This window comes from Frigoribacterium sp. VKM Ac-2836, from assembly GCF_013248995.1.
Classification (GTDB): Bacteria; Actinomycetota; Actinomycetes; order Actinomycetales; family Microbacteriaceae; genus Frigoribacterium.
In genome coordinates, this window is sequence record NZ_JABRPK010000002.1 from 505337 (window position 1) to 521862 (window position 16526).

Consider the following 16526-nt stretch of genomic DNA (forward strand, 5'->3'; position numbering starts at 1 on the left):
TCATGGCCACCACTACCGCACCGGCCGCTTCGGTCGACGTCGTCGACGCCAAGGGCAAGAAGACCAGCACGGTCGAGCTTCCCGTCGAGCTGTTCGACGTCGTCACGAACGTCCCGCTCATCCACCAGGTCGTCGTCGCGCAGCAGGCTGCCGCGCGTCAGGGCACGCACAAGACCAAGCGTCGCGGCGAGGTCTCCGGCGCCGGCCGCAAGCCGTTCAAGCAGAAGGGCACCGGCCGCGCCCGTCAGGGTTCGATCCGCGCTCCTCAGATGACCGGCGGTGGCATCGTCCACGGTCCCCAGCCCCGCGACTACGCGCAGCGCACCCCCAAGAAGATGATCGCCGCAGCCCTGCTCGGTGCTTTGTCGGACCGCGCTCGTGGCGCCCGCGTCCACGTCGTCGAGAGCTTCGTCGCCGACTCGATCTCGACCAAGGTCGCCCTCGAGCTGCTCGCGTCGATCGCTTCGAGCAAGCACGTCCTGATCGTCACCGATCGCGACGACACGCTGACCCTCAAGAGCGTCCGCAACGTGCCCACGGTCCACGTGATCACGTTCGACCAGCTGAACGCCTACGACGTCCTCGTCAGCGACGACATCGTCTTCACGAAGAGCGCCTTCGACGGCTTCGTCGCCTCGAAGACCAAGAAGGAGGCCACCGCATGAGCGGCTACGGAAAAGACCCCCGCGACGTCATCATCGCGCCCGTCGTCTCCGAGAAGAGCTACTCCCTGATCGACCAGGGCAAGTACACCTTCCTCGTGGACCCGCGTTCGAACAAGACCGAGATCAAGCTCGCCATCGAGAAGATCTTCGACGTCAAGGTCGACAGCATCAACACGCTCAACCGAACGGGCAAGACCCGTCGCACCCGCTTCGGCACCGGCAAGCGCAAGGACACCAAGCGCGCCATCGTCACGCTGAAGTCCGGTTCCATCGACATCTTCACGGCTGTCGGCTAGGGAGCAGAGGCATAAATCATGGCAATTCGTAACTACAAGCCCACGACCCCGGGTCGCCGCGGTTCGTCGGTCGCCGACTTCGCGGAGATCACGCGTTCGACGCCCGAGAAGTCGCTGCTGCGCCCCCTCTCGAAGTCTGGTGGCCGTAACAACGCCGGTCGCATCACGACCCGTCACATCGGTGGTGGCCACAAGCGCCAGTACCGCGTCATCGACTTCCGTCGCAATGACAAGGACGGCGTCAACGCCAAGGTCGCGCACATCGAGTACGACCCCAACCGCACGGCTCGCATCGCGCTCCTGCACTTCGTGGACGGCACCAAGCGATACATCATCGCGCCGAACAAGCTGAAGCAGGGCGACGTCGTCGAGTCGGGTGCCGGTGCCGACATCAAGCCCGGCAACAACCTGCCGCTGAAGAACATCCCGGTCGGTACCGTCATCCACGCCATCGAGCTCAAGCCCGGTGGCGGCGCGAAGATGGCCCGCTCGGCCGGCGCCTCGGTGCGTCTCGTCGCCAAGGACGGCCCCTACGCGCAGCTCCGTCTGCCGTCGGGCGAGGTCCGCAACGTCGACGCCCGCTGCCGCGCCACGATCGGCGAGGTCGGCAACGCCGAGCAGTCGAACATCAACTGGGGCAAGGCCGGCCGCATGCGCTGGAAGGGCGTCCGCCCGACCGTTCGTGGTGTCGCCATGAACCCCGTCGACCACCCGCACGGTGGTGGTGAGGGCAAGACCTCCGGTGGACGCCACCCGGTCAGCCCGTGGGGCCAGAAAGAGGGCCGCACGCGTCACCCCAACAAAGAGAGCGACAAGCTCATCGTCCGTCGTCGTAACGCTGGCAAGAAGCGTAAGTAGGAGTTGTAGAAGATGCCACGCAGTCTTAAGAAGGGCCCCTTCGTTGACGACCACCTGCTTCGCAAGGTCGTCTCGCAGAACGAGGCCAGCACCAAGAACGTCATCAAGACCTGGTCGCGCCGTTCGATGATCGTCCCCAACATGCTTGGGCACACCATCGCCGTGCACGACGGACGCAAGCACATCCCCGTGTTCGTGACCGAGAGCATGATCGGCCACAAGCTCGGTGAGTTCGCGCCCACCCGCACCTTCCGTGGTCACGTGAAGGACGACAAGAAGGGTCGTCGCCGCTAACGCGGCGACGTGAAGGAGGAGAGAAATGGTGGAGTCGATCGCACGCGTGCGTCACATCCGCGTCACCCCCATGAAGGCCCGTCGTGTCGTCAACCTGATCCGCGGCAAGCAGGCCGCCGAGGCTCTGGCGATCCTGAAGTTCGCGCCTCAGGGTGCCAGCGAGCCCGTCTACAAGCTCGTCGCGTCGGCCATGGCCAACGCTCGGGTCAAGGCGGACGCCTCGAACAGCTACCTCGACGAGCAAGACCTGTACGTCAGTCGTGCATTCGTCGACCAGGGCGCCACCCTCAAGCGGTTCCAGCCGCGTGCACAGGGCCGCGCCTTCAAGATCCTGAAGCGCACCAGCCACATCACGATCGTCCTCGCGACGCCGGATGAGGTCGAGGCTGCCGACGCTACGAAGAAGGCGAGCAAGTAATGGGCCAGAAAGTCAACCCGTACGGCTTCCGTCTGGGCATCACCACCGACCACGTGTCGCGGTGGTTCACCGACAGCACCAAGCCGGGACAGCGTTACAGCGACTACGTCGCCGAGGACGTCAAGATCCGCACCCTGCTCAAGACCTCGCTCGACCGCGCCGGCGTGGCCAAGATCGAGATCGAGCGCACCCGTGACCGCGTCCGCGTCGACATCCACACGGCCCGTCCGGGCATCGTGATCGGTCGTCGTGGCGCCGAGGCCGAGCGCATCCGCGGTGACCTCGAGAAGCTCACGGGCAAGCAGATCCAGCTGAACATCCTCGAGGTCAAGAACCCCGAGGCCGAGGCCCAGCTCGTCGCCCAGGGCATCGCCGAGCAGCTCGCTGCTCGCGTGGCGTTCCGTCGTGCGATGCGCAAGGGACTCCAGGGCGCTCAGCGTGCCGGCGCCAAGGGTGTCCGCATCCAGGTGTCCGGTCGTCTCGGCGGGGCCGAGATGAGCCGCTCCGAGTTCTACCGCGAGGGTCGCGTCCCCCTGCACACCCTCCGCGCCAACATCGACTACGGCTTCTACGAGGCCAAGACCACCTTCGGTCGCATCGGTGTCAAGGTCTGGATCTACAAGGGCGACATCACCAACAAGGAGCTCGCGCGCGAGCAGGCGAACCAGAAGTCGTCTCGCCCCGAGCGCCGCAACGACCGTGACGGCGCCCGCCGCGGCGGGGGCGACCGCGCTCCCCGCGAGCAGAAGGCACCCGCCACCACAGGAGCTGAGGCGTAACCATGCTTATCCCCCGTCGTGTCAAGCACCGCAAGCAGCACCACCCCGGCCGTAGTGGCCAGGCCACTGGTGGCACCAAGGTCAGCTTCGGTGAGTACGGCATCCAGGCCCTCACGCCCGCTTACGTGACCAACCGTCAGATCGAGTCCGCTCGTATCGCCATGACGCGTCACATCAAGCGTGGCGGAAAGGTGTGGATCAACATCTACCCCGACCGTCCCCTCACGAAGAAGCCCGCCGAGACCCGCATGGGTTCCGGTAAGGGCTCGCCCGAGTGGTGGGTCGCGAACGTCAAGCCGGGTCGCGTGCTCTTCGAGCTCAGCGGCGTGAGCGAGGAGATCGCCAAAGAGGCACTCACTCGCGCAATCCACAAGCTGCCCCTCAAGGCACGCATCATCAAGCGCGAGGAGGGCGACGCATAATGGCGATCGGTTCCAAGGAGCTCCGTCCTGTCGAGCTCGACACATTCGAAGACGAGCGTCTCGTCGATGAGCTGAAGAAGGCGAAGGAAGAACTCTTCAACCTCCGCTTCCAGTCGGCCACCGGCCAGCTCGAGAGCCACGGCCGCCTGCGTGCCGTGAAGCGCGACATCGCTCGCATCTACACGGTCCTGCGTGAGCGCGAGCTCGGCATCCGTGCCACCCCCGCCCCGGTCGAGGCAGCCCCCAAGGCCGCCAAGAAGTCGACCAAGAAGGCTGACAAGCCGGCCGAGACGGCTGACGAGACCGCCGAGGAGAGCAAGTAATGGCCACCGAGAACAAGACCGAGGTCGACTCGGCTGCCGTCGAGGTCCGCGGCTACCGCAAGACGCGTCGCGGTTACGTGACCAGCGACAAGATGGAGAAGACCATCGTCGTCGAGGTCGAGGACCGCGTGAAGCACCCCCTGTACGGCAAGGTCATCCGCCGCACGTCCAAGGTCAAGGTCCACGACGAGGCCAACTCGGCCGGTGTCGGCGACCTCGTCGTGATCAGCGAGACCCGTCCGCTCAGCGCCACCAAGCGCTGGCGCCTGGTCGAGATCCTCGAGAAGGCGAAGTAGGCCTCGCGGCCTGCTTGCGTAGAAGGAGACACAAGTGATTCAGCAAGAATCCCGCCTCAAGATCGCCGACAACACCGGGGCGAAAGAGATCCTGACCATCCGTGTGCTCGGTGGCTCCGGCCGTCGTTACGCCGGCCTCGGTGACGTCATCGTCGCCACGGTGAAGGACGCCATCCCCGGTGGCAACGTGAAGAAGGGTGACGTCGTCAAGGCCGTCATCGTTCGCACCAAGAAAGAGGTCCGTCGTCCGGACGGCTCATACATCAAGTTCGACGAGAACGCCGCAGTGATCCTGAAGGCCGACGGAGACCCTCGCGGTACCCGCATCTTCGGACCGGTCGGTCGCGAGCTTCGCGACAAGAAGTTCATGAAGATCATCTCGCTGGCGCCGGAGGTTATCTAAGTCATGGCAAACATCAAGAAGGGTGACCTCGTGCAGGTCATCACCGGTGCCTCGCAGGCCCGCGGCGGAGACCGTGGCAAGCAGGGCAAGGTCCTCGAGGTGCTCGTCGAGCGCAACCGCGTGGTCGTCGAAGGCGTGAACTTCGTCACCAAGCACGTGCGTGTCGGCCAGACCCAGCGTGGTTCCAAGACCGGTGGCATCGAGACGCACGAGGCACCGATCCACGTGTCGAACGTCGCCGTCGTCGACCCCAAGACCAAGAAGCCGACCCGCGTCGGTTTCCGCGAAGAGACGGTCACCAAGGACGGCGTGTCCAAGACCGTTCGCGTCCGTTACGCCAAGAAGTCTGGTGAGAACCTCTGATGACCGACACCACCACGCAGGCCGCCACGGCCCAGCCGCGGCTCAAGGCCAAGTACCGCGCCGAGATCATCGAGCAGCTGAAGTCCGACTTCGGATTCACGAACGTGCACCAGGTGCCCGGTCTCGTGAAGATCGTCGTCAACACCGGTGTCGGCGAGGCCGCCCGTGACAGCAAGATCATCGACGGTGCCATCAAGGACCTCACGGCGATCACGGGTCAGAAGCCCCAGGTCACGAAGGCCCGCAAGTCCATCGCGCAGTTCAAGCTCCGTGAGGGCCAGCCGATCGGTGCGCACGTCACGTTGCGTGGCGACCGCGCCTGGGAGTTCCTCGACCGACTGCTGTCGCTGGCGCTTCCGCGCATCCGCGACTTCCGTGGTCTGAGCGACCGCCAGTTCGACGGCAACGGCAACTACACGTTCGGTCTCAACGAGCAGAGCATGTTCCACGAGATCGACCAGGACCGGATCGACCGCGTCCGTGGCTTCGACATCACCGTCGTCACGACCGCCAAGAACGACGACGAAGGTCGCGCGCTGCTCAAGGCGCTCGGGTTCCCGTTCCGTTCGGCCGATTCAGCCAACTAAGATCGTCCGGTCGGCAACTCTCTCGTAGAGTTGCCGGCCGTTCCCCTGAGGTCGACGAGAACCGCTCGTCGACCAATCGATCGCCCAGGTCGGCACCCGGTGTACCGGATGTCGAAACCGGACGAGAAAGTGACAAACCGCATGACGATGACAGATCCGGTCGCAGACCTGCTGACCAGACTGCGCAACGCGAACTCGGCTTTCCACGAGACCGTGTCGCTCCCGAGCAGCAAGCTCAAGTCCCACATCGCCGAGATCCTCAAGCGCGAGGGTTTCATCGAGTCGTGGAAGGTCGAAGACGCCCGAGTGGGCCAGACCCTCACGATCGACCTCAAGTACGGCCCCGCCCGTGAGCGCTCCATCAAGGGCATCAAGCGCGTGTCGAAGCCGGGCCTCCGCGTCTACGCCAAGTCGACCGAGATCCCCCAGGTGCTCGGTGGCCTCGGCGTCGCCATCCTGTCGACTTCCTCCGGTCTGTTGACCGACCGTGAGGCCCAGAAGAAGGGCGTAGGCGGAGAAGTCCTCGCCTACGTGTGGTAACTCGTCATGTCTCGAATCGGAAGACTCCCCATCTCGATCCCTGCCGGGGTCGACGTGAAGATTGACGGCCAGGCCGTCAGTGTCAAGGGCCCCAAGGGTGAGCTGTCGCTCGTCGTCAAGAGCCCCATCGAAGCCAAGATCGAAGAAGGCACGGTCGTCGTGACCCGTCCCGACGACGAGCGCGAGTCGCGTTCGCTCCACGGCCTCACGCGCACCCTGATCGCCAACCAGATCATCGGCGTCACCGAGGGCTACACCAAGGGCCTCGAGGTCGTCGGTACCGGCTATCGCGTCCAGGCCAAGGGCTCGAACGTCGAGTTCGCCCTGGGCTACTCGCACCCCATCACCGTCGAGCCGCCCGCGGGCATCAGCTTCACGGTCGAGGGCAACAACAAGCTCACCGTCGTCGGGATCGACAAGCAGGCCGTCGGCGAGATGGCTGCCAACATCCGCAAGCTGCGCAAGCCCGAGCCCTACAAGGGCAAGGGTGTCCGCTACGCCGGCGAGGTCGTCCGCCGCAAGGCCGGAAAGTCAGGTAAGTAATCATGGGTCTCGGTACACGAGGAAAAAGCAAGTCGGCTGCCACCAAGCGCCGTCACACCCGCCTGCGCAAGAAGGTCGTGGGCACCGAAGAGCGCCCCCGTCTGGTCGTCACCCGTTCGGCACGGCACGTGTTCGTGCAGGTCGTCGACGACAGCAAGGGCTTCACCGTCGCCAGCGCATCGACCCTCGAGGCCGACCTGCGCACGTTCGACGGTGACAAGACCGCGAAGTCCCGCAAGGTCGGCGAGCTCGTCGCCGAGCGTGCGAAGGCCGCGGGCATCGAGGCCGTCGTGTTCGATCGCGGCGGCAACAAGTACGCCGGACGCGTCGCGGCCATCGCCGAAGGCGCCCGAGAGGCTGGTTTGAACCTGTGAGCGACGCTACGAACACCACTCCCCCCGCAGAGACCGAAGCGACCAAGGCACCGGCTGAGGCCGTCGTCGAGCGTCCCGTCGAGACCGCTGCCGGCTCGGAGTCGAACAACCGCGAGGGTGGTCGCACCGACCGCCGTGGCGGCCAGGGTCGCGGAGACCGCAACCAGGGTGGTCGCGGACGCGGCGACCGTGACGACAAGAGCCAGTTCCTGGAGCGTGTCGTCACGATCAACCGCGTGTCGAAAGTCGTCAAGGGTGGTCGGCGCTTCAGCTTCACCGCGCTCGTCGTCGTCGGTGACGGCAACGGACTCGTCGGTGTCGGCTACGGCAAGGCCCGCGAGGTCCCCACGGCCATCAGCAAGGGTGTCGAAGAGGCCAAGAAGAACTTCTTCCGCGTCCCGCGCATCGGCAACACCATCCCGCACCCCGTGCAGGGTGAGGCCGCTGCCGGTGTCGTGATGCTGCGTCCGGCCTCGGCCGGTACCGGTGTCATCGCCGGTGGTCCCGTCCGCGCCGTGCTCGAGTGCGCCGGCGTGCACGACGTCCTGAGCAAGTCGCTCGGGTCGTCGAACACGATCAACATCGTCCACGCCACGGTGGAGGCACTGCAGCAGCTCGAAGAGCCGCGCGCCGTCGCCGCCCGTCGTGGACTCGACATCGACGCTGTCATGCCGGCCTTCATGGTCCGTGCCGAGCAGGCAGCTCGTACCGCCGCGACCGAGAAGGCAGGTGCCTGATGGCCGCCAACCTCAAGGTGACCCAGATCAAGTCCGTAATCAGCGAGAAGCAGAACCAGCGTGACACGCTGCGGAGCCTGGGCCTCAAGCGCATCGGCCAGTCGGTCGTTCGCGAGGACACCAAGCAGAACCGCGGCTACGTCAACACGGTCGCCCACCTCGTGAAGGTCGAGGAGATTGACTAATGGCTGACGAGAAGAACGAGGCCGCCGCGAAGGCTGCTCCGAAGAAGGCCGCCGCCCCCAAGGCGACGACCACCAAGGCTGCTGCCCCCAAGGCCGCCGCCAAGAAGCCCGCAGCCGACAAGGCCGCTGCTTCGACGGGTTCGACCACCAAGGCCGCTCCCGCCTCGACGACGTCCTCCGACGACGTCGCGCGTCCCCAGGTGCTCAAGGTGCACCACCTTCGTCCGGCTCCCGGTGCCAAGAAGGCGAAGACGCGCGTCGGCCGTGGTGAGGGCTCGAAGGGTAAGACGGCCGGACGTGGCACCAAGGGTCAGAAGGCCCGGTACCAGGTCAAGGTCGGTTTCGAGGGTGGCCAGATGCCCCTCCACATGCGCACTCCGAAGCTGCGCGGGTTCAAGAACCCGTTCCGCGTCGAGTACCAGGTGGTCAACCTCGAGAAGCTGAACGAGCTCTACCCCCAGGGTGGTGACGTCACCGTCGGTGACCTCGTCGCCAAGGGTGCCGTTCGGAAGAACGAGAAGGTCAAGGTCCTCGGACAAGGCGACCTGAGCGTCAAGCTCACCGTCGCGGTCGACAAGGTCTCCGGCTCTGCCGAAGAGAAGATCGTCGCCGCCGGCGGGTCCGTCAACAAGTAAAAATCACCTGAGGGGGTGGTCCGCCAGGGCCACCCCCATCAGTCGTCTATCCTTCATACCGGGAGGCCCCACGTGTTCAGAGCTGTCGCGCGCATCATGCGCACCCCCGACCTGCGTCGCAAGATCGGGTTCACGCTCGGCATCATCGCGCTCTTCCGGCTGGGTAGCTTCATCCCCGCGCCGTTCGTCGACTACCAGAACGTCCAGGCCTGCCTCGCCGGCAACCAGGGCACCTCGGGCCTCTATGAACTCGTCAACCTGTTCAGCGGTGGCGCTCTGCTCCAGCTGTCGGTCTTCGCGCTCGGCATCATGCCCTACATCACGTCCTCGATCATCGTGCAGCTGCTGCGCGTGGTCATCCCGCACTTCGACACCCTCTACAAAGAAGGCCAGTCCGGGCAGGCGAAGCTCACGCAGTACACGCGCTACCTCACGATCGCCCTGGGTGTCCTCCAGTCGACGACCCTCATCACGGTGGCCCGGTCGGGTGCGCTGTTCGGTTCGTCGGGCATCGCGGAGTGCAGCCAGCTGATCACGAACGACGCCTGGTACGCCGTCATGCTGATGGTCGTCACCATGACCGCAGGCACCGGCCTCATCATGTGGATGGGTGAGCTCATCACCGAGCGCGGCATCGGCAACGGCATGTCGCTGCTCATCTTCACCTCGATCGCGGCACGTTTCCCGACGGCACTCTGGAGCATTGCGCAGTCGCGTAGCTTCGAGATCTTCTTGCTGGTGATCGCCGTCGGGCTGATCATCATGGCCCTCGTCGTCTTCGTCGAGCAGTCCCAACGACGCATCCCCGTCCAATACGCCAAACGCATGGTCGGCCGGCGTACCTACGGCGGTAACAACACCTACATCCCCATCAAGGTCAACATGGCGGGCGTCGTCCCGGTCATCTTCGCCTCGTCGCTGCTCTACCTGCCGGCGCTGGTCGCGCAGTTCAACCAGCCTGCGGACGGCACGGCTCCGCCGGCCTGGGTCAGCTGGGTGCAGGCCAACCTCACCTCCGGTGACAACCCGCTGTACATGGTGTTGTACTTCGCGCTCATCGTCGGGTTCACCTACTTCTACGTCGCGATCACCTTCAACCCCGAAGAAGTCGCCGACAACATGAAGAAGTACGGCGGGTTCATCCCCGGCATCCGGGCCGGTCGACCCACCGCCGAGTACCTCGACTACGTGCTGACGCGCGTGACCTTGCCCGGTGCGCTGTACCTCGGCATCATCGCGCTGATCCCCTTGATCGCCCTCGCCACGGTCGGTGCCAACCAGAACTTCCCCTTCGGCGGCGCGAGCATCCTGATCATCGTGGGTGTCGGCCTCGAGACGGTCAAGCAGATCGACTCGCAGCTCCAGCAGCGTCACTACGAGGGTCTGCTCCGATGAGCGCCGCTGAGACCCGACTCAGCCCGCGCCTCCTGATCGTCGGTCCTCCCGGGGCCGGCAAGGGGACCCAAGCGGTCGCCATCGCCGAAGCCTTGGGCATCCCGGCGATCTCGACCGGTGACATCTTCCGCGCCAACGTCAAGGACGAGACCGAGCTCGGTCTCCAGGTCAAGGCGATCCTCGACGCAGGCGACTACGTGCCCGACAGCCTCACCAACGAACTGATCTCCGACCGGTTGTCGCAAGCCGACGCGGCCGAGGGGTTCTTGCTCGACGGTTACCCCCGCACCCTGCAGCAGGTCGACTTCCTCGACGAGCACCTCGCCGAGCAGGGCCAGTCCTTGACGACCGTGATCCAGCTAGTCGCCGACCGGGACGAGATCGTCGAACGGTTGCGCAAGCGAGCCGCCGACCAGGGGCGCTCGGATGACACCGAAGACGCGATCCGCCACCGCCAGGACGTCTACCTCCGCGAGACCGCTCCGCTGATCGACACCTACCGCGAGCGGGGCCTCCTGGTCGAAGTGGACGGTCTGGGCGGCATCGACGAGGTCGCGGGACGCATCGAGTCGGCACTGGCCGCCCGTGGGTTCACGTCCGTCGCCTCGGCCTCCTGATCCCGTGGCGTTCCGACGCTCCGGCATCTACAAGACACCCGACGAGCTCCGCCGTCTGGTGGCACCGGGCCTCCTGACGGCCGCGTCGCTCGATGCGGTGCAGGCCCTCGTCCGGCCCGGCCTGTCCACGCTCGAGCTCGATGCCGTGGCCGAGGCCACCATCCGCGATGGCGGGGGAGAGCCCAACTTCATGCTGGTGCCCGGCTACCGCCACACGGTGTGCGCGTCGGTCGACGACGAGGTCGTCCACGGCATCCCGGGCTCCCGTCTTCTGACGCCGGGCGATCTCGTCTCGATCGACAGCGGGGCGCAACTCGACGGATGGAACGGCGACAGCGCTCGGACCTTCGTCCTCGACGACGTCGACCGTCCCGACCTGGTGGCCGAGAGGCGACGTCTGAACGAGGTCACCGAGCAGTCGCTCTGGCACGGGATCGCCGCGCTCTCGACGGCGTCTCACCTGAACGAGGTCGGCGGCGCCATCGAGGACTACATCGACGCGCAGGGTGACTACGGCATCATCGAGGACTACACCGGCCACGGCATCGGGCGATCGATGCACGAGGACCCGCCCGTCTTCAACTACCGCGTCCGTGGACGCGGACCCGCCGTGCGGCCTGGTCTCGTCATCGCGATCGAGCCCATGGTCACCACCGGTGGCATCGACACGGTCACCCACGACGACGGCTGGACGGTCAGCACCCGAGACGGGTCCCTCGCCGCGCACTGGGAGCACTCGGTCGCGGTGCACGCCGACGGCATCTGGGTGCTCACGGCACACGACGGTGGTGCAGCGGGCCTGGCGCCGCTGGGTGTGACTCCCGTCCCCGTTCCCTGACCCGCGCCTCCTGGGTGCGCCCCCTCGGGACCGACCGGACCCGAGGAGGCGCGGTGCCCTCTATCGGGAGGAGCCGACGCTGCAGGTGGCCTCGGCGGCCGACTGCCCGGTGATCGTGGGGGGCAGAGTGGTGGTCGGCGGGGTGGTCGCGGCCGGGTCCACCGGGGCCGCCGACCCGGACGTCGAGTCGGTCGGCGCCGTCGTCTCGCTCGGTGCTGCGGGGGTCGTGCTCTCGACCGGGGCGGTGCCGTCCGAGACGGAGCCCCGCCCGGCGCTGTCGTCGCCGAGGGCGAACTTCTGGTCGGCGTTGAGCGCCGCGTTCAAGGCCGCGGCGTCGGTCGACGACTCGACGACTCGGTTCGAGTTGCGAGGGTCGTCGACGACCGGGTACTGGACGAAGACGATCCCGGCGGGCTGGATGTCCTTCAGGGCGAGCGCCAGGCGGACGAGGGTGTCCGGGGAGCTGAGGGTCGACGACAACGTCATGTTGCTCAGTGCCGCGGAGGCGAGCTTGTAGAGCGTCGTCACGTCGCCGAGCGTGCCGCCCGAGATGATCTTGCGCATCATCGACGAGAGGAACACCTGCTGTGAGCTGATGCGCGCGATGTCGCTGCCGTCGCCCACCCCGTGACGGGTCCTCAAGAAGGCCAGAGCTTCGGCGCCCTGCAGGGAGTGGGTGCCCGCGCCGAGGTCGATGCCCGAGTCGGTGTCGCGGATCGTCCGCGTGACGCAGACGTCGACCCCGCCGATCGCGTTCGACATCTCGATGACGCCGTCGAAGGTGATCTTGCCGGCGTAGGGGATCGCCAGGCCGGTCATGCCCTCGACCGTCTTGACGGTGCACGAGAGCCCACCACGTCCGATGGTCGTGTTGAACTGCACGTAGTCCTCGGCGGGGTAGACCTGGCCGTCGCCCCCGACGCACTCGGGCACGTCGATCATGAGGTCCCGCGGGAAGCTCACGGCCGTCAGCTGGGTGTGATCCGCCGAGAGGTGGGCGAGGATCGTCACGTCGTTGCGGATGCCGTCCACCTCGCCGGCGTCCACCTGGCTGCCGTCGTCACGTTCGTCGCTGCCCACCAGCAGGATGTTGGCGCCGCCCTCGATGGCCGAGATGTCGACGCCCTGGACGTCGTCCTCGTTGCCGAGCGAGATCGTCTGCACCCCGGAGGTCGCGGTGCGCACGGCGATGGCCGCGACGGACACCCCGCTCACGAGCACGACGGCCATGGCTCCGGCCACGAGGGCCAGGAGCATGCGGACGGGGCCTCGCCGTCGGAGACGACCGTGGCGGGCGACCCCCTGGGGCGACGAGGGGGTGGACGGGCGTTCAGGCATGGTGCTCCCGGTCGGTCGTGGTTCGTGCTCCGTGGGCGGCGGCTGAGGTGGGCGGCTCGGGTCGAGCGGCGCCCCGGCGTGTCGGGTTGACCCGCCGGGTTGCTGAACTCTACCGGGATCACCTAGGATCGATCTTTGGTGTTCCATGTGCGTTTCTGCGCGCCTGGGCACCGCATCCCCGCACGACCAACACCCCTATTCTTAGCGACAGTGAGGCTATGGCCAAAAAAGACGGTGTCATCGAAATCGAAGGCGCAGTGATCGAAGCTCTGCCCAACGCGATGTTCCGCGTTGAGCTGACCAACGGACACAGGGTCCTCGCGCACATCTCCGGCAAGATGCGGCAGCACTACATCCGCATCCTCCCCGAAGACCGTGTGATCGTGGAGCTCAGCCCCTACGACCTGACCCGCGGCCGGATCGTCTACCGCTACAAGTAGGGCGTGCTGGAAAGGAACGGCCCCACGCACCCGTGGGGCACGAAGCCAGCGAGATCAAGGAATCAGCAATGAAGGTCAACCCCAGCGTCAAGCCCATCTGCGAGCACTGCAAGGTCATCCGCCGCAAGGGCAACGTCATGGTCATCTGCAAGAGCAACCCGCGCCACAAACAGCGCCAGGGCTGACTCGTCCGCCGCTCTCGCGGCGTGCCGATGCCGACCCGGCCGAGCCGGGTCACCCAGCAACACCCTCCCAGCAGCACCAGAACTCGTCACGACCACTCGTCAGGGTGGACGGAGGCGGGGGACACCCCGGGTCGGAGGCCCGGGCACCGGTGCTGTGACAGACCTCCACCATCTCTGAAAAGAGGCCATCATGGCACGTCTAGCAGGCGTTGACATCCCGCGCGACAAGCGCGTCGAAGTCGCACTGACCTACATCTACGGAGTCGGCCGCACCAGCGCGCTCAAGACTCTCGCCGAGACCGAGATCGACGGCAACATCCGCGTCAAGGACCTCACGGACGACCAGCTCGTCCTGCTCCGCGACTACATCGAGGGCAACTACAAGGTCGAGGGCGACCTCCGCCGCGAGGTGGCCGCCGACATCCGCCGCAAGGTCGAGATCGGCAGCTACGAGGGCATCCGCCACCGCCGTGGCCTCCCCGTCCGCGGCCAGCGCACCAAGACGAACGCTCGTACCCGCAAGGGCCCGAAGCGCACCGTCGCCGGCAAGAAGAAGGCTCGATAGGCCTCGGCTCCCGCCGTACGCCCCTCAAGGTTGTAGGAGAAAAAATTGGCAGCACCGAAGACGGCCGCGCGTAAGCCCCGCCGCAAAGAGAAGAAGAACGTCGCCGTGGGCCAGGCCCACATCAAGAGCACGTTCAACAACACGATCGTCTCGATCACCGACCCCTCGGGCGCCGTCCTGAGCTGGGCCTCGTCCGGCGCCGTCGGCTTCAAGGGTTCGCGCAAGTCGACCCCCTTCGCCGCGCAGCTCGCCGCCGAGTCCGCTGCTCGTCAGGCGCAGGAGCACGGCGTCAAGAAGGTTGACGTCTTCGTCAAGGGCCCGGGTTCGGGTCGCGAGACGGCGATCCGTTCGCTCCAGGCCGCAGGCCTCGAGGTCGGTTCGATCAACGACGTCACCCCCCAGGCGCACAACGGCTGCCGCCCGCCGAAGCGTCGTCGCGTCTAACTGAGTTACCGCCCGCCGCACCCGGCGCCAGTCCCTCGCCGGGGCTCACGGGTGCGGCGGGCTCCCCCGCGTCAGCACCGCCTCCCGCGTGTTCGCCCGAGGCGCCCACAACTCAACAGACCCGACGGGCCAGCCACCTGTCGTACCGCCAAGAGTCATATAGCGGACTCTTCGCCGAAAGGAATCCACAGTGCTCATTGCACAGCGCCCCACCCTCACCGAGGAGAACATCTCGGAGTTCCGCTCCCGCTTCGTGATCGAGCCGCTCGAGCCCGGCTTCGGTTACACCCTCGGCAACTCGCTGCGCCGCACGCTTCTCTCGTCGATCCCCGGCGCTGCTGTCACCAGCATCCGCATCGACGGCGTGCTGCACGAGTTCACGACCGTCCCCGGCGTGAAAGAAGACGTCACCGAGGTCATCCTCAACATCAAGCAGCTGGTCGTGGCCAGCGAGCACGACGAGCCCATCACGGCCTACCTGCGCAAGCAGGGTGCCGGCCAGGTCACGGCCGCCGACATCTCGGCCCCGGCCGGTGTCGAGATCCACAACCCCGAGCTCGTCATCGCCACCCTGAACGACAAGGCGAAGTTCGAGCTCGAGCTCACGATCGAGCGTGGCCGCGGTTACGTCTCGGCCGTCCAGAACCGCAGCGAGTTCAGCGAAGCCGGTCAGATCCCGATCGACTCGATCTACTCGCCCGTGCTCAAGGTCACCTACCGCGTCGAGGCGACGCGTGCCGGTGAGCGCACCGACTTCGACCGCCTCGTCGTCGACGTCGAGTCGAAGCCGTCGATCTCGCCGCGTGACGCCATCGCGTCGGCCGGTCGCACGCTGACCGAGCTGTTCGGTCTGGCCCGCGAGCTCAACACCGCCGCCGAGGGCATCGAGATCGGTCCCGCACCCGTCGACGCCGTCCTGTCGAGCGAGCTGCAGACGCCGATCGAAGACCTCGACCTGTCGGTCCGCAGCTACAACTGCCTGAAGCGCGAAGGCATCAACACGGTGTCCGAGCTGGTCGCCCTCTCCGAGACCCAGCTCATGAACATCCGCAACTTCGGTCAGAAGTCGGTCGACGAGGTGAAGGACAAGCTCGTCGAGCTCGGCCTCTCGCTGAAAGACACGGTCCCCGGGTTCGACGGAGCCCACTTCTACAGCGGTTACGACGAAGAAGAGACCACCAACTAGGTCTCTCCGCCCGACGCCCTCCACTCTCGACTCACTTAGGAACAGACAATGCCCAAGCCCACCAAGGGACCCCGCCTCGGAGGCGGCCCGGCGCACGAGCGCCTCATGCTGGCCAACCTGGCCGCCTCGCTCTTCGAGCACAAGACGATCAAGACGACCGAGACCAAGGCCAAGCGCCTGCGTCCCGTCGCCGAGCGTCTCGTGACCTTCGCGAAGCGTGGCGACCTGCACTCGCGTCGTCGAGCCATGCAGACCCTGCGCAACAACAAAGAGGCCGCGCACATCCTCTTCACCGAGATTGCCCCTCTGGTCGAGAACCGTGACGGTGGATACACCCGCATCACCAAGCTCGGCTTCCGCAAGGGTGACAACGCCTCGATGGTGTCGATCGAGCTCGTGCTCGAGCCCGTGACCCCCAAGGTCAAGAACTCGAAGACCACCGCCTCGGCGGCCCCGGTCACCGAGCCCGTCGAGGACGAGTCCACCGAGGCTCCCGTCGACGAGACCGAGACGGTCGAGGAGTCCGCTCCCGTCGAGACCGAGACCGAGACGGCTGCCGCCGACGAGGTCGAGTCCGACGCCGCCGCCAAGTCGGACGACGAAGCAGCCAAGTAGTCTCCCCAGCACCACCCGAAGGGCCCGTCACCGTGAGGTGACGGGCCCTCCGTCGTGCGGTGAGGGGGGCCGGTCCGCACAAGAGAGGACTGGCCCCTCGGGCGAGGGTCGTTTACCTTGGCGATTGTTCTGCGACACCTGTGGTGCACCTGTGCCTCCTAGGGTGACCGGAGCCCGACCCGATC

Annotated in this window: 28 protein-coding genes; 27 read left to right on the top strand and 1 reads right to left on the bottom strand. The window is 66.3% G+C overall.

All coding sequences use genetic code 11. The annotated features are described in order from the left end of the window. The first annotated feature begins 2 nt into the window (after nt 1–2). The 21 genes from rplD (at nt 3) to map (ending at nt 11568) form a co-directional block, all read left to right on the top strand. Nucleotides 3–665, top strand: coding sequence for a 50S ribosomal protein L4 (rplD, locus tag HRF36_RS08730; protein WP_173208970.1), 663 nt, complete (start codon nt 3–5; stop codon nt 663–665). Continuing rightward, nucleotides 662–961, top strand: coding sequence for a 50S ribosomal protein L23 (gene rplW, locus HRF36_RS08735; RefSeq protein WP_043593363.1), 300 nt, complete (start codon nt 662–664; stop codon nt 959–961). Before rplD ends, rplW begins: the two co-directional genes overlap by 4 nt. An 18-nt stretch (nt 962–979) precedes the next feature. Further along, complete coding sequence (gene rplB, locus HRF36_RS08740) at nt 980–1819, top strand: 50S ribosomal protein L2 (protein ID WP_056043560.1); 840 nt, start codon at nt 980–982, stop codon at nt 1817–1819. Between the two features lie 12 nt (nt 1820–1831). After that, nucleotides 1832–2113 carry a 30S ribosomal protein S19 gene (gene rpsS / locus HRF36_RS08745; protein ID WP_043593360.1) on the top strand — a complete coding sequence of 94 codons (282 nt, stop codon included), beginning with the start codon at nt 1832–1834 and terminating at the stop codon, nt 2111–2113. Between the two features lie 25 nt (nt 2114–2138). Next, the gene (rplV, locus tag HRF36_RS08750; protein ID WP_173208977.1) at nt 2139–2531 is read left to right on the top strand and encodes a 50S ribosomal protein L22; all 393 of its coding nucleotides are present in this window, start codon (nt 2139–2141) and stop codon (nt 2529–2531) included. After that, nucleotides 2531–3310 carry a 30S ribosomal protein S3 gene (gene rpsC, locus HRF36_RS08755; RefSeq protein ID WP_123355174.1) on the top strand — a complete coding sequence of 260 codons (780 nt, stop codon included), beginning with the start codon at nt 2531–2533 and terminating at the stop codon, nt 3308–3310. Before rplV ends, rpsC begins: the two co-directional genes overlap by 1 nt. Nucleotides 3311–3312: 2 nt before the next feature. Then, nucleotides 3313–3732 (top strand): 50S ribosomal protein L16, encoded by a 420-nt coding sequence (gene rplP / locus HRF36_RS08760; RefSeq protein ID WP_043593355.1) that lies wholly within the window; start codon nt 3313–3315, stop codon nt 3730–3732. Then, on the top strand, nt 3732–4055 hold the full coding sequence (gene rpmC, locus HRF36_RS08765; RefSeq protein WP_054145424.1) for a 50S ribosomal protein L29: 324 nt from the start codon (nt 3732–3734) through the stop codon (nt 4053–4055). Before rplP ends, rpmC begins: the two co-directional genes overlap by 1 nt. Continuing rightward, nucleotides 4055–4351 (top strand): 30S ribosomal protein S17, encoded by a 297-nt coding sequence (gene rpsQ, locus HRF36_RS08770; RefSeq protein ID WP_228498083.1) that lies wholly within the window; start codon nt 4055–4057, stop codon nt 4349–4351. Before rpmC ends, rpsQ begins: the two co-directional genes overlap by 1 nt. Before the next feature lie 34 nt (nt 4352–4385). Further along, nucleotides 4386–4754: a 50S ribosomal protein L14 gene (rplN, locus tag HRF36_RS08775; RefSeq protein ID WP_043593350.1), complete on the top strand. Its 369-nt coding sequence runs from the start codon at nt 4386–4388 to the stop codon at nt 4752–4754. A gap of 3 nt (nt 4755–4757) precedes the next feature. Next, the gene (rplX, locus tag HRF36_RS08780; RefSeq protein ID WP_043593348.1) at nt 4758–5117 is read left to right on the top strand and encodes a 50S ribosomal protein L24; all 360 of its coding nucleotides are present in this window, start codon (nt 4758–4760) and stop codon (nt 5115–5117) included. Further along, complete coding sequence (gene rplE / locus HRF36_RS08785; protein WP_173208979.1) at nt 5117–5704, top strand: 50S ribosomal protein L5; 588 nt, start codon at nt 5117–5119, stop codon at nt 5702–5704. The genes rplX and rplE overlap by 1 nt, the downstream gene beginning before the upstream one ends. Nucleotides 5705–5845: 141 nt before the next feature. Further along, complete coding sequence (gene rpsH / locus HRF36_RS08790; RefSeq protein WP_043593344.1) at nt 5846–6244, top strand: 30S ribosomal protein S8; 399 nt, start codon at nt 5846–5848, stop codon at nt 6242–6244. A 6-nt stretch (nt 6245–6250) separates the two neighbouring features. Next, complete coding sequence (gene rplF, locus HRF36_RS08795; RefSeq protein WP_043593343.1) at nt 6251–6787, top strand: 50S ribosomal protein L6; 537 nt, start codon at nt 6251–6253, stop codon at nt 6785–6787. A gap of 2 nt (nt 6788–6789) precedes the next feature. Continuing rightward, complete coding sequence (gene rplR / locus HRF36_RS08800) at nt 6790–7161, top strand: 50S ribosomal protein L18 (protein WP_043593341.1); 372 nt, start codon at nt 6790–6792, stop codon at nt 7159–7161. After that, entirely contained in the window at nt 7158–7898 is a 741-nt protein-coding gene (gene rpsE / locus HRF36_RS08805) for a 30S ribosomal protein S5 (protein ID WP_043593339.1), read from the top strand. The genes rplR and rpsE overlap by 4 nt, the downstream gene beginning before the upstream one ends. Further along, entirely contained in the window at nt 7898–8083 is a 186-nt protein-coding gene (gene rpmD, locus HRF36_RS08810) for a 50S ribosomal protein L30 (protein WP_043593338.1), read from the top strand. The genes rpsE and rpmD overlap by 1 nt, the downstream gene beginning before the upstream one ends. Then, complete coding sequence (rplO, locus tag HRF36_RS08815) at nt 8083–8718, top strand: 50S ribosomal protein L15 (RefSeq protein WP_217271095.1); 636 nt, start codon at nt 8083–8085, stop codon at nt 8716–8718. The genes rpmD and rplO overlap by 1 nt, the downstream gene beginning before the upstream one ends. A 72-nt stretch (nt 8719–8790) precedes the next feature. After that, nucleotides 8791–10113: a preprotein translocase subunit SecY gene (gene secY, locus HRF36_RS08820; protein ID WP_173208981.1), complete on the top strand. Its 1323-nt coding sequence runs from the start codon at nt 8791–8793 to the stop codon at nt 10111–10113. After that, nucleotides 10110–10730: an adenylate kinase gene (locus HRF36_RS08825; protein WP_173208983.1), complete on the top strand. Its 621-nt coding sequence runs from the start codon at nt 10110–10112 to the stop codon at nt 10728–10730. Before secY ends, HRF36_RS08825 begins: the two co-directional genes overlap by 4 nt. Before the next feature lie 4 nt (nt 10731–10734). Beyond that, entirely contained in the window at nt 10735–11568 is an 834-nt protein-coding gene (gene map, locus HRF36_RS08830) for a type I methionyl aminopeptidase (protein WP_173208985.1), read from the top strand. A gap of 60 nt (nt 11569–11628) precedes the next feature. On the opposite strand, the gene HRF36_RS08835 is transcribed toward map, so the two are convergent. Beyond that, nucleotides 11629–12825, bottom strand: a complete 1197-nt coding sequence (locus HRF36_RS08835; RefSeq protein WP_254281164.1) for an LCP family protein — start codon at nt 12823–12825, stop codon at nt 11629–11631. 299 nt (nt 12826–13124) lie between these two features. Between HRF36_RS08835 and infA the strand changes: the two genes are divergently transcribed. From infA to rplQ, 6 genes are all read left to right on the top strand, one after another. Then, nucleotides 13125–13346 carry a translation initiation factor IF-1 gene (gene infA, locus HRF36_RS08840; protein ID WP_043593329.1) on the top strand — a complete coding sequence of 74 codons (222 nt, stop codon included), beginning with the start codon at nt 13125–13127 and terminating at the stop codon, nt 13344–13346. 68 nt (nt 13347–13414) lie between these two features. After that, nucleotides 13415–13531 (top strand): 50S ribosomal protein L36, encoded by a 117-nt coding sequence (rpmJ, locus tag HRF36_RS08845; RefSeq protein ID WP_043593327.1) that lies wholly within the window; start codon nt 13415–13417, stop codon nt 13529–13531. Between the two features lie 190 nt (nt 13532–13721). Then, entirely contained in the window at nt 13722–14096 is a 375-nt protein-coding gene (gene rpsM, locus HRF36_RS08850) for a 30S ribosomal protein S13 (RefSeq protein ID WP_043593325.1), read from the top strand. A 45-nt stretch (nt 14097–14141) separates the two neighbouring features. Continuing rightward, complete coding sequence (gene rpsK, locus HRF36_RS08855) at nt 14142–14540, top strand: 30S ribosomal protein S11 (protein ID WP_043593323.1); 399 nt, start codon at nt 14142–14144, stop codon at nt 14538–14540. Nucleotides 14541–14730: 190 nt separating this feature from the next. Then, complete coding sequence (locus HRF36_RS08860; protein WP_043593322.1) at nt 14731–15726, top strand: DNA-directed RNA polymerase subunit alpha; 996 nt, start codon at nt 14731–14733, stop codon at nt 15724–15726. A 48-nt stretch (nt 15727–15774) separates the two neighbouring features. Next, nucleotides 15775–16341 (top strand): 50S ribosomal protein L17, encoded by a 567-nt coding sequence (gene rplQ, locus HRF36_RS08865; protein ID WP_173208989.1) that lies wholly within the window; start codon nt 15775–15777, stop codon nt 16339–16341. The last annotated feature ends 185 nt before the right edge of the window (nt 16342–16526 follow it).